This is a genomic window from Ideonella sp. WA131b (assembly GCA_023657425.1).
Lineage (GTDB): Bacteria > Pseudomonadota > Gammaproteobacteria > Burkholderiales > Burkholderiaceae_C > Rubrivivax.
This window is the reverse complement of record JAGTJW010000001.1, coordinates 346,833-359,137: the sequence shown is the minus strand read 5'-3', so window position 1 is coordinate 359,137 and position 12,305 is coordinate 346,833. Positions and strand designations below refer to the sequence as shown.

The 12,305-nt window shown below is 67.2% G+C and carries 8 protein-coding genes; all 8 read left to right on the top strand.

The genetic code is table 11. The features are described 5' to 3' along the window. Positions 1-33: 33 nt before the first annotated feature. The 8 genes from ftsZ (at position 34) to KA711_01725 (ending at position 12,170) form a co-directional block, all read left to right on the top strand. Positions 34-1,323 carry a cell division protein FtsZ gene (gene ftsZ, locus KA711_01760; protein MCM0607712.1) on the top strand — a complete coding sequence of 430 codons (1,290 nt, stop codon included), beginning with the start codon at positions 34-36 and terminating at the stop codon, positions 1,321-1,323. Positions 1,324-1,405: 82 nt separating this feature from the next. Then, positions 1,406-3,709, top strand: a complete 2,304-nt coding sequence (locus KA711_01755) for an SAM-dependent DNA methyltransferase (protein ID MCM0607711.1) — start codon at positions 1,406-1,408, stop codon at positions 3,707-3,709. Beyond that, positions 3,706-4,839, top strand: coding sequence for a DUF1016 family protein (locus tag KA711_01750; GenBank protein ID MCM0607710.1), 1,134 nt, complete (start codon positions 3,706-3,708; stop codon positions 4,837-4,839). Before KA711_01755 ends, KA711_01750 begins: the two co-directional genes overlap by 4 nt. Beyond that, positions 4,832-6,223: a restriction endonuclease subunit S gene (locus KA711_01745; GenBank protein ID MCM0607709.1), complete on the top strand. Its 1,392-nt coding sequence runs from the start codon at positions 4,832-4,834 to the stop codon at positions 6,221-6,223. Before KA711_01750 ends, KA711_01745 begins: the two co-directional genes overlap by 8 nt. A 112-nt stretch (positions 6,224-6,335) precedes the next feature. After that, positions 6,336-8,015, top strand: a complete 1,680-nt coding sequence (locus KA711_01740; protein ID MCM0607708.1) for a putative DNA binding domain-containing protein — start codon at positions 6,336-6,338, stop codon at positions 8,013-8,015. A 146-nt stretch (positions 8,016-8,161) separates the two neighbouring features. Continuing rightward, positions 8,162-11,206, top strand: coding sequence for a type I restriction endonuclease subunit R (locus tag KA711_01735; GenBank protein ID MCM0607707.1), 3,045 nt, complete (start codon positions 8,162-8,164; stop codon positions 11,204-11,206). A 429-nt stretch (positions 11,207-11,635) separates the two neighbouring features. Further along, positions 11,636-11,815, top strand: coding sequence for a hypothetical protein (locus KA711_01730; protein ID MCM0607706.1), 180 nt, complete (start codon positions 11,636-11,638; stop codon positions 11,813-11,815). A gap of 7 nt (positions 11,816-11,822) precedes the next feature. Further along, entirely contained in the window at positions 11,823-12,170 is a 348-nt protein-coding gene (locus tag KA711_01725) for a hypothetical protein (protein ID MCM0607705.1), read from the top strand. The last annotated feature ends 135 nt before the right edge of the window (positions 12,171-12,305 follow it).

Here is a 12,305-nt window from a genome sequence, read left to right as displayed (position 1 = left end):
CCCGGCAACTGCTACTTTCACCAGGAGGCTCCCATGCCCATCGAAATGATCGACGAGTTCGAACAAGGCACCCAGATCAAGGTCATCGGCGTCGGCGGCGGCGGCGGGAACGCCGTCGAGCACATGATTTCCCAGGGCGTGCAGGGCGTGGAGTTCATCTGCGCCAACACCGACGCGCAGGCCCTGCAGCGCAGCAACGCCGGCATGCTGGTGCAGCTGGGCAAGACGGGCCTGGGCGCGGGCAGCAAGCCCGAGATGGGGCGGGTCTCGGCCGAAGAGGCCACCGACCGCATCAAGGACGCCATCAGCGGCGCGCACATGCTGTTCATCACCGCCGGCATGGGCGGCGGCACCGGCACCGGCGCGGCGCCGGTGATCGCGCGCGTGGCCAAGGAGATGGGCATCCTCACCGTGGGCGTGGTCACCAAGCCCTTCGACTTTGAAGGCAAGCGCCGCTGCATGCAGGCCGACGATGGCGTGGCCGAGCTCGAGGCCAACGTCGACAGCCTCATCGTCGTGCTCAACGAGAAGCTGCTCCAGGTGATGGGCGAAGACGTGACGCAGGAGCAGGCCTTCGCGCACGCCAACGACGTGCTGAAGAACGCGGTGGGCGGCATCAGCGACATCATCCACATCCCCGGCCTCGTGAACGTGGACTTCGAGGACGTGAAGACGGTGATGAGCGAGCCCGGCAAGGCCATGATGGGCACGGCCGTGGCCGGCGGCCCGGACCGCGCCACCAAGGCGGCCGAGGCGGCCGTGGCCTGCCCGCTGCTGGAGGGCATCGATCTGAGCGGTGCACGCGGCGTGCTGGTGCTGATCGCGGCGAGCAAGGCCACCTTCAAGCTGGCCGAGAGCCGCAACGCGATGAACGCCATCAAGCGTTACGCGGCGGATGACGCGCACGTGATCTTCGGCACCGCCTACGACGAGAGCCTGGGCGACCAGCTGCGCGTGACGGTGATCGCCACGGGCTTGTCCAGCGCCAAGGCGCGCGGCGTGCAGACGCCGCCGCCGATGACGCTGGTGCAGTCGCCGCAGCAGGCTCCGCACCACCCGCCGCAGGCCCTGCCGCGCACCGGCACCGACAACCTGCCGGCGGTGAACGCCCCGTTGAGCGCTGCCACGCCGGCTGCAACCACGCTGAGCGCCGGGGCGTCGGGCCTGGGCGGCGTGCAGGCCGCGCAAGGCTACGAGGGCCTGAACACCCCCAGCGTGTGGCGCACCAACCGCACGCACGCGGCGGCCAAGGTGGACGCGCTGGCCAGCAACGGGATGGACGAGATCGAGATTCCGGCGTTCCTGCGCAAGCAGGCGGACTGAGCCGACCAAACCTTGCCTACACGGGGGCGCTTCGGCGCCCCTTGTCGTTGGCCGCGTTCACTGGAGACGCAACAATCGGCACATGGACCAGGCTACCCACAACCGCATCGTCAGCTTCATCTGGGGCATCGCCGACGACGTGCTGCGTGACCTCTTCAAGCGCGGCAAGTACCCCGATGTCATCCTGCCCATGTGCGTCATCCGCCGGCTCGACGCCGTGCTGGAGCCCACCAAGGCGCAGGTGCTGGACACCAAGCGCTTGTTGGACGATGCCCAGATCACCGAGCAGCGTGCGGCCCTGTGCGACGCCGCCGGCCAGGCGTTCTACAACACCTCGAAGTTCACGCTGCGCGACCTGAAATCGCGCGGCAGCCAGCAGCAACTGCTGGCCGACTTCGAGGACTACCTCAACGGCTTCTCCGACAACGTACAGGGCATCCTGGACAACTTCAAGTTCCGCAACCAGCTGCCCACGCTCTCGAAGTCCGATTCGCTGGGCACCCTGATCGCCAAGTTCCTTGACCGCGACATCGACCTCTCGCCCGCCGGCATCGACAACCACGCCATGGGCACGGTGTTCGAAGAGCTGGTGCGGCGCTTCAACGAAGAGAACAACGAAGAAGCCGGCGAGCACTGGACACCCCGCGACGCCGTGCGCCTGATGGCGCGCCTGGTGTTCGAGCCCATCGAAGACCGCATCAAGGCCGGCACCTACCTGCTCTACGACTGCGCCTGCGGCACTGGCGGCATGCTCACGGTGGCCGAGGAAACGCTGACGCAGATCGCTGAAGCCCGCGGCCAGCCCGTGAAGGCGCTGCTGTACGGCCAGGAGATCAACCCCGAGACCTATGCCGTCTGCAAGTCCGACATGCTGCTCAAGGGCGAGGGCGAGTCCGCCGAGCACATCGTGGGCGGTGCCGAGTGGTCCACGCTGGCGCACGATGCCTTCCCGGCGCAGAGCTTCGACTTCATGCTCGCCAACCCGCCCTACGGCAAGAGCTGGAAGAAGGACCTCGAAGCGCTGGGCGGCAAGGACGGCATGCGCGACCCGCGCTTCAAGGTCATGAACCGCGGCGAGGAGCTGTCGCTCGTGACCCGCTCCAGCGACGGGCAGATGCTGTTCCTGGCCAACATGGCCAGCAAGATGAACGGCAAGAGCGCCTTGGGCAGCCGCATCGCCGAGGTGCACAACGGTTCGTCGCTGTTCACCGGCGACGCCGGCCAGGGCGAGAGCAACATCCGCCGCTGGATCATCGAGAACGACTGGCTCGAGGCCGTCGTCGCGTTGCCGCTGAACCTGTTCTACAACACCGGCATCGCCACCTACGTGTGGGTGCTGAGCAACCGCAAGCCGGCGCACCGCCAGGGCCGCGTGCAGCTGATCGACGCCACGCAGTGGTTCAAGTCGCTGCGCAAGAACCTGGGCAAGAAGAACTGCGAGCTCTCGGCCGAGGACACCGACCGCATCCTCCGCACCTTTGCCGACTTTGCCGAGACGCCGGAGTCCAAGATCTTCCCGAACGAGGCCTTCGGCTACTGGAAGGTGACGGTGGAGCGCCCGCTGCGCCTGCACAGCCAGCTGCGCCTGCAGGCCATCGAGACGCTGCGCTTCGCCTCGGGCGACGAGGACATCCGCGCCGCGCTGTACGACGAGTTCGGCGACGCGCTCACCAACCCGCATGCCTTCGTCGGCCACAAGCTGGAGCAGCGCCTGGCTGAGTGGGGCGCCGACGATGACGACGGCGACGATGACGACGCCACCCCGCGCAAGGGCCTGCCCGAGAAGAAGCGCAAGAAGCTGGCCGATCCCACCACCTGGGCCCGCGACGCGCGTTTGGTGGAGGCGGCCTTGCAGTTGCGCGAGCAATTGGGCGAAACCGTGTTCGAAGACCACAACCTGTTCCGCGAGCGCGTGGACGCCGCCCTGCAGCAGGCCGGCCTGCGGCTGCCCGCGCCCGAGCTGAGGCTCATCCTGAAGGCCGTGAGCTGGCGCGTGGACTCGGCCGCCCCGGTCATCGCCAAGGTTCACAAGCCGGGCAAGACCAAGGCCGACCCGCTGCACGGCCTGTTCGAGGCCCCAGTGAACGGCAAGCCCGCCCTCGTGGAGTACGAGCCGGACCCCGAGTTGCGCGACACCGAGCAGGTGCCGCTGCTGGAAGAAGGCGGCGTCGACGCCTTCATCCGCCGCGAGGTGCTGCCCTACACGCGCGACGCCTGGGTGAAGGCCGACGCCACCAAAGTGGGCTACGAGATCAGCTTCACGCGGCATTTCTACCGCCCCAAGCCGCTGCGCACACTCGCCGAGATCAGCGCCGACATCCTGGCCATCGAGCGCGAGGCCGAAGGCCTGCTCGACGGCCTGCTCGTGCAAGGCACCGCCACATGAGCGCGCGCAAGGCAGCGGCTGCACCCGTGGTCCGGAAGGCGGCGCCCCAGGCTTCGCGCAAGGCCGCGCCGGAGGCCGTGCCCAAGGTGCCGCTGGAGGCCGATTTCGCAGAAGTCGTCGGCCTCATCCAGCAGGCACGGCAGCGCGCCTACCAGGCCGTCAACACCGAACTGGTGGGCCTGTACTGGCAGATCGGCGCCCACATCAGCGCCAAGCTGGCGGCGGCCGAGTGGGGCGAGGGCGTGGTGGACAGCCTGGCGCAGCACCTGGCCCGGGTGCTGCCGGGGCAGCGTGGCTTCACGCGGCGCAACCTGTTCCGGATGCGCCAGTTTTACGAAACCTACCAGGGGCAGGAAATAGTGACACCACTGGTGACACAACTGCCTTGGACCCACAACCTCATCGTCCTGACGCAGACCCACAGCGCCGAGGAGCGGGCGTTCTACCTGGCCTTGGCGGTGCGCGAGCGCTGGAGCAAGCGTGAGCTGGAACGCCAGCTGCGCCTGGGCGCCTTCGAGCAGGCGGTGCTGGCGCCGGCAAAAGTGTCAGTAGCGCTGACACAAGTGCACGGCGCCGCAGCCGAGGCCGTGTTCAAGGACGCGTATGCCGTCGAGTTCCTGAACCTGCCCGGCAGCCACAGCGAGGCCGACCTGCACCGCGGCCTGCTGGAGCAGCTGCGCCGCTTTCTGGTGGAGCTGGGCCGCGACTTCTGCTTCGTGGGCAGCGAATTCCCGCTGCAGGTGGGTGGCCGCGACTTCGCGCTGGACCTGCTGTTCTTCCACCGCGGCCTGAACTGCCTGGTGGCCATCGAGCTGAAGGTGGACCGCTTCGAGCCCGCGCACCTGGGGCAACTGAACTTCTACCTGGAGGCGCTGGACCGCGACGTGAAGAAGCCGCACGAGAACCCGGCCATCGGCTTGCTGCTGTGCGCCAGCAAGGACGACGAGGTGGTGGAGTACGCGCTGAGCCGCACGCTCAGCCCGGCGGCGGTGGCGCAGTATGTGACGCAGCTGCCCGACAAGCGGCTGCTGGCAGCCAAGTTGCAGGAGTTCTGGGCCTTGAGCGCGCCGGCCGATGTGAAACAACGAACAGGCCGCGCGAGCTCCAAGAAGCGAGCTAGCCATGATTGATGCCCTGAAGCCGTATGAGGCTTACTCGGACTCGGGCCAACCTTGGTGGCCCTTGCTGCCCTCGCACTGGGCACAGCGCCGGATGAAGTTTCTGTTCAGAGAGCGCGTTCAGAAGGGGTTCCCCAACGAACCCCTACTGGCCGCCACGCAATCGCAGGGCGTCGTAGCGAAGACTGACTACGGCGTACGAACCGTCACTGCCAGCAAGGACTTCCACCTGCTCAAGCTGGTCGAAAAGGGTGACTTCGTCATCAGCCTCCGGTCTTTCCAGGGTGGCATTGAAATCAGTCACGCCCGCGGCATCATCAGCCCTGCCTACACGGTCCTTCAACCGGTACCAGATGGGCGGCCCCGGTACTTTGCTTGGCTATTGAAGTCGGCGCCGTTCATCAGCAGCCTTGGCTTGAACGTGACGGGCATACGCGAAGGCCAGAACATCGACTATGAGCGTTTGAGCCGCAGCTACTTGCCGTTGCCACCCGCTGAAGAGCAAGAAGCCATCGCGCGCTTCCTGGACTGGGCGAACGGCCGACTGGAGCGGGCGATCAGGGCCAAGCGCAAGGTGATCGCGCTGCTCAACGAACAGAAGCAGGCGATCATTCTTCGGGCGGTAACAAAGGGAGTAAGCGGGGCGGGTCAGCACAAGTCCACAGGAATCCATTGGGTTGGCGACATCCCGGTTAACTGGGATGTACGGCGCGTCAAGCAAATCGCCAGAATCGCGCGCGGCAAGTTCTCACACAGACCACGCAACGACCCGTCCCTCTACAACGGCGCCTATCCATTCATCCAGACTGGCGCCGTAGCGCAGGCGTCCAAGTTCATTACGAGCTACACGCAGACGCTCAACGAGAGAGGGCTCGCCGTCAGCAAGCTCTTCCCCCGCGGCACGCTGGCAATGACGATCGCGGCCAACATTGGCGACGTGGCAGTACTTGGGTTTGACAGCTGCTTCCCCGATTCGATCGTCGGATTCTTTCCAACGGAACGAGTCGTCGATCGTGACTACCTCTACTTGGTCTTCGTTTGCATGAAGGCTGAACTGCTTCGCGACGCTCCGGTCAATACGCAGGGCAATCTCAACGTCGAACGCATCGGATCGATGGGTTTACCAGTTCCTCCATTGGGCGAGCAGCAGAGGATTGCGAACTTCGTCAAGGAGAAAACCACTGGGCTCGACAGCCGCCTGCGTCGACTCAACCACGACATAGAGATGCTTCGGGAGTACCGCAACCGACTTGTCGCTGACGTGGTGACTGGACAGTTGGATGTGCGCGAAGCCTCCATCACGCTGCCCGACGATGCGTCGTCGTACGCGCTCGACATCTCTGCAGACCTTGGCGCTGAAGCGGAACACGCTCACGAGGAGGACGCGCTGCCATGACCACCGACACCAGCGAGAAAGCCCTCGAAACCCTGATCGTCCGCCACATGACCGGCCGCGATGGTCTGGACGTGGCGCCGCTCCATGCCCGCCTTTGTCGCCTACGCAGCCCGTGAACGCGTCTGACCTCATCGCCCTCGTTGACCGCTTGCGCGGCCTGCCCACTGAAACCGAGTGGCTGGAGTTCAAGCGCAACCATGCCGATCCGCAGGAGATCGGTGAGTACCTGTCCGCGCTGGCCAACGAGGCCGCGCTGTGCCAGCAGCCGCAGGGCCATCTGGTCTTCGGCATCGACAACGCCACGCACGCCGTGCTGGGCACCGACTTTGACGCCTATGCCACCAAGGCCAAGGGTAACCAGGATCTGCTGCCCTGGCTGGGCGCTCTGCTGCAACCCAACCCGGGCATCGCGGTGCAGATGGTGTCGCACCCGGACGGGCGCGTGGTGCTGCTGTCCGTTGCACCCGCGCGCGACCGGCCGGTGGCCTTTGCCGGCAAGGCATGGTGCCGCGCCGGCACCAGCAAGACCGAGTTGCATCGCCACCCGGAGAAGGAGCGTGCGCTTTGGAGCCGCGGCGACGACTGGTCGGCCCAAGCGTGCCGCGGTGCCACGCTGGCCGACCTGGAGCCCGAGGCCATCGCGAAAGCGCGCGAGCAGTTCCTCGTCAAGCACCCGTTGCAGGCCGCCGCACTGGCGCAGTGGGACGATCAGACCTTCCTGAACAAGGCCCGCGTGCTGCGCCAGGGTGCGGTCACGCATGCCGCCGTGCTGCTGCTGGGCCGGCCGGAAGCCGCAACCTTGCTCGCCCCGGCCGTCGCCAAGCTGTCGTGGATCCTGAAGGGTGCCGACAACCACGAACTGGACTACGAGCACATCGGCCCACCGCTGCTGTTGGCCGGGGACCGGCTGCTGAAACGGCTGCGCAACCTGATGGTGCGGGCGCTGCCCAGCGGCACGCTGTTTCCGCAGGAGATGACGCAGTACGACCCCTGGGTGCTGCGCGAGGCGCTGCACAACAGCATCGCGCACCAGGACTACCGGCGGCAGGCGCGCATCACGGTGGTGGAGTTCCCGGATCGGGTGCGCGTCTCCAACGCCGGAAGCTTCCTGCCCGGCACGGTGCAGACCGTGATCGAGCAGGACGCGCCGCAACTGCTGTACCGCAATCCCTTCCTGGCCGACGCGATGGTGGAACTGAACATGATTGACACCCAGGGCGGCGGCATCAAGCGCATGTTCGAGACCCAGCGCCGTCGTTCCTTTCCTCTGCCCGACTACGAGCTGGGCGCGCCGGGTGAGGTGACCGTGAGCGTCTCGGGTCGTATCCTGGATGAACGCTACACGCGGCTGCTGATGGAACAGCCGGGGCTGAGCTTGGGCCAGGTGATCCTGCTCGACTGTGTGCAAAAGCGCCAGCGCATCACGCATGCCGAGCACCAGCGATTGCGGCAGGCAGGGCTGGTGGAGGGGCGCTACCCGAACACCATGGTTGCAGCCGCGGTGGCCAAGGCCACGGGCGACGCGGCCCGGCACATCCGCGAACGCGGATTCAACAAGCGCTACTACGTGGACTTGATCCTGGCACTCGTCCAGGAACACGGCCCGGTCGGGCGGCGGGAGGTCGACGAACTACTGCTGTCCAAGCTGCCCGACCGCATGACGGCCGAGCAGAAGCGCCGCAAGGTGCACAACCTGCTGCAGGAATTGCGCCGGGCGGGCCACATTGCCAACCAAGGCAGCCGGGCCGAACCTCGTTGGGTGATTGCTCAACCGCAATCCGCCCCGGGCTGATCCAGCAGGGTTCAGCCAGGCGCCGCACCGGCAAGTCCGACGAAATCCCATACAAATCAATGCTTTACGCCTTTGCTCGCCGGTGCGGTGAAGCATGACTTAGCAAAGCTCCTAGCAAAGACAATCCCGCACAGGACGTCGCCGTCATGACCACCGACACCAGCGAGAAAGCCCTCGAAACCCTGATCGTCCGCCACATGACCGGCAGCGATGGTCTGGACGTGGCGCCGAACCTCGCTGGTGAACCCGCCCCGCAGCCCGCCGGCACCGGCTGGTATGCCGGCAGCCCCAAGAGCTACGACCGCGCCCATGCGCTGGACGCGTCGCAACTCTTCACCTTCCTGCACGCCACCCAACCGGCCGAGTTCGCCAAGCTGGGCTTCGCGCCCGGCGGCGGCAGCAGCAACGACATCCAGCGCCTGAAGTTCCTGTCGCGCCTGTCGGCCGAGGTGGGCAAGCGCGGTGTCATCGACGTGCTGCGCTTTGGTCTAGACCACGGCCCGCTGCACTTCACGCTGTTCTACGGCACGGCATCAATCGGCAACGCCAAGGCGGCAGCGCTGCATGCGGCCAACCGCTTTTCCGTCACGCGCCAGCTGGCCTACAGCAGCGACGAAACGCGCCGCGCGCTGGACCTGGTTCTCTTCATCAACGGCCTGCCGCTGGCCACCTTCGAGCTGAAGAACAGCCTCACCAAGCAGACGGTCGCCGACGCCATCGAGCAGTACAAGCGCGACCGCGACCCGCGCGAACGCCTGTTCGAGTTCGGCCGCTGCGCCGTGCACTTCGCGGTGGACGACGCCGAGGTGCGCATGTGCACGCACCTGCTGGGCAAGGCCTCGTGGTTTTTGCCCTTCAACCAAGGGTGGAACGACGGCGCCGGCAACCCGCCCAACCCACATGGCCTGAAGACCGACTACCTGTGGAAGGCCGTGCTCACGCCCGCCGGGCTGACCGACATCCTGGAGCACTACGCACAGATCGTCGAAGAGAAAGACCCGCGTACCGGCCGCAAGAAGCGCCGTCAAGTCTGGCCGCGCTGGCACCAGCTGCAGGTGGTGCGCCGCGCGCTGGCCGACGTGCAGGCCCACGGCGCCGGGCGGCGCTACCTCATCCAGCACTCGGCCGGCAGCGGCAAGAGCAATTCCATCGCCTGGTTGTCGCACCAGTTGATCGGCGTGCAGCGCGACGGGCACGACGTGTTCGATTCCGTCATCGTCGTGACGGACCGGCGCATCCTCGACGACCAGATCCAGGCCACCATCAAGCAGTTCATGCAGGTGGGTGCCACGGTAGGCCATGCCACGCGTTCGGGCGACCTGCGGCGCTTCATCGAGCAGGGGCGCAAGATCATCGTCAGCACGGTGCAGAAGTTCCCGTTCATCCTGGACGAGATCGGCACCGAACCGGGCAAGCGCTTTGCCATCGTCATCGACGAGGCGCACTCCAGCCAGGGCGGCAAGACCTCGGCGGCGATGAGCCAGGCGCTGTCAGCCGCAGACGCCCCGGCCGAGCACGACGACGGCGCCGACCCGGAAGACCTGGTGAACGCCGCGCTGGAAGCGCGCATGGCCAGCCGAAAGCTCATGGCCCACGCCAGCTACTTCGCCTTCACCGCCACGCCCAAGAACAAGACGCTGCAGATGTTCGGCGAGGCGCTGCCGCCCGACGCCGAAGGCAAGGTGGGTCACCGGCCCTTCCACAGCTACACCATGAAGCAGGCGGTGCAGGAGGGCTTCATCCTCGACGTGCTGAAGCACTACACGCCGGTGGAGAGCTACTACAAGCTGGTGAAGAAGACCGAGGACGACCCGGAATTCGACAGCAAGCGCGCGAAGAAGAAGCTGCGGCACTACGTGGAAAGCCATGACCACGCCATCCGGCTGAAGGCCGAGATCATGGTGGACCACTTCCACGAGCAGGTGCTGGCGCCGGGCAAGATCGGCGGCCAGGCGCGGGCGATGGTGGTCACCGGCAGCATCGAGCGGGCGATCCAGTACTTCCACGCCTTCCAGGCGTATCTGGCCGAACGCAAGAGCCCGCACCGGGCCATCGTGGCGTTTTCGGGGGAGCCCGAGTTCGACGGGCGCAAAGTCAGCGAGGCCACGCTCAACGGCTTTCCGAGCAGGGACATCGCCGACCGCATCCAGGACGACCCGTACCGCTTCCTGATCTGCGCCGACAAGTTCCAGACCGGCTACGACGAGCCGCTGCTGCACACCATGTACGTGGACAAGGCGCTGGCGGGCATCAAGGCGGTGCAGACGCTGTCGCGCCTGAACCGCGCGCATCCGCAAAAGCGCGACTGCTTCGTGCTGGACTTCCAGGACAACCAGGAAGCGGTGCTGCTGGCCTTTCAGGACTACTACCGCGCCACGCTGCTGGCCGACGAGGCCGACCCGAACAAGCTCAACGACCTGAAGCGCGACCTCGATGCCGTGCAGGTTTACACGCCCGAACAGCTGCAGCAGCTGGTGGCCGACTTCCTGGCCGGCGCCGAGCGCGACCACATCGACCCGGTGCTCGACGCCTGCGTGGCCGTGTACCTGGAGCGGCTGGACGAAGACGGGCAAGTGGACTTCAAGGGCAAGGCCAAGGCCTTCTGCCGCTCGTATGCCTTCCTCTCGTCGGTGCTGCCCTACAACAAGGCCGACTGGGAACGCCTGGCCATCTTCCTGGACCTGCTGACGCCCAAGCTGCCGGCGCCCAAGGACGAGGATCTGGCCAAGGGGATCCTGGAGAGCATCGACATGGACAGCTACCGTGTGGAGAAGCGCGCGGTGGCATCGTTGATGCTGGCCGACCAGGAAGCCGAGATCGAGCCGTTGCCCATCGAAGGCGGCGGCAAGAAGGCCGAGCCCGAACTGGACCCGCTGAGCGTGATCCTGAAGCGATTCAACGAGCAGTTCGGCACCACGTTCAGCGACGCGGATCGCATCCTGCGGCACATCCGCGACGACATCGCGCCCAAGGTGGCGGCGGACGCGGCGTTCCAGAACGCCCTGCAGAACACGCCGCACACGGCCCGGCTGGCGCACGACCAGGCGCTGGCCAAGGCGGCGCAGGGCTCGATCAAGGACTACACGCAGTTCTACAAACAGTTCGTCGAGAACGACGACTTCAAGCGCTTCGTGGGTGACATGGTGTTCCGGCTGGCGAGTGCGAGGCCGCCTGCGCCGCCGACAGCCTAGCCTAGGAGCGTGGGCGGCAGAAATCCTGCCCCGCGTTGGGCCGACTTCGGGGCCCAGGCCAGGCGCCGCGCGCAGCCCGGGCTATACGCCCGGGCCAGCGTGGCAACGCCGCAAGGGCCCCGAAATCGGCCCAACCCGAAGGGCCGGGGCGGCCAAAGCCGCTGGCGGGTGTTGCGCCGCTGGCGCGGGCGTAGAGCCCGCGCTGCGCGACGCGCCTACGCCAGTGGCTTTGGCCGCCCCGGCGCGGGGCTGGATTTCTGCCGCCCACGCTCCTAGGGCGGCCCGCTGAAAGCCAGCAAGCGCCTTGGGCCGCCACGGCAGCGGCGGGCGCCACGGCGACCGGCCCCACGCCCCCAGCCGCCCGTCCCCCTGCAGCGACAAGGGCATCGGCCGTGGCCAGAATCCGGGGCAGTTCACCGGGAGCTCACCATGAACGACGACCCTCGCTGCTGCGGCAGCGGCACCTGCATCATCGATGCCGAAGGGCGCTGCTGGTGCGGCCAGCAGTGGGATGGCGACAAGATGGCGGCGCCGCTGCTGATGCCGTGCGCCGACGCCACGCCCGAGGGCGAGGCGAGCCCGGCCCCCGGCGCCGACGCGCACGCCTGAAAGCACCATGGACCGCCTGGACGCCGACCGGCTGTGGGCGCAAGTGCGTGCCCTGTTGAGGGCGCCCGCGCCCGCCGACGATCCCGAGCTGCGCCGCGCCGCGCGGCTGCTGGCGTCGTCGCGGGCCGACGCCGTGGAGCTGCTGCTGGCGCGCTGGCTGGCCGCGCAACGCAGCGGCGCCGTCGACCGCACCGACAGCCCGCTGGCGCCTCAGCCCGCCGCGGCGGGCGCAGCCGCCCCCGCATCGGCACGCCCCGGCTTCGGCGCGCGCGAGGCCCTGCTCGTGACGGGCGACCTGGCCAGCGGTGCCTTGCTGGCCGGTCTGCTGGACGACGCGGACGATCTCCTGACTTGAGCGCGCGGGCGGCCGGGATGCCGCCCACGCTCCAAGCCTTGCGCCCAGGACTGTATGGGCATACAGTACCCGCATCAGGAGCCCGCCATGCCCGCAACCACCCCCCGCCGCAGCCTGCGGCAGCACTACCGCCCG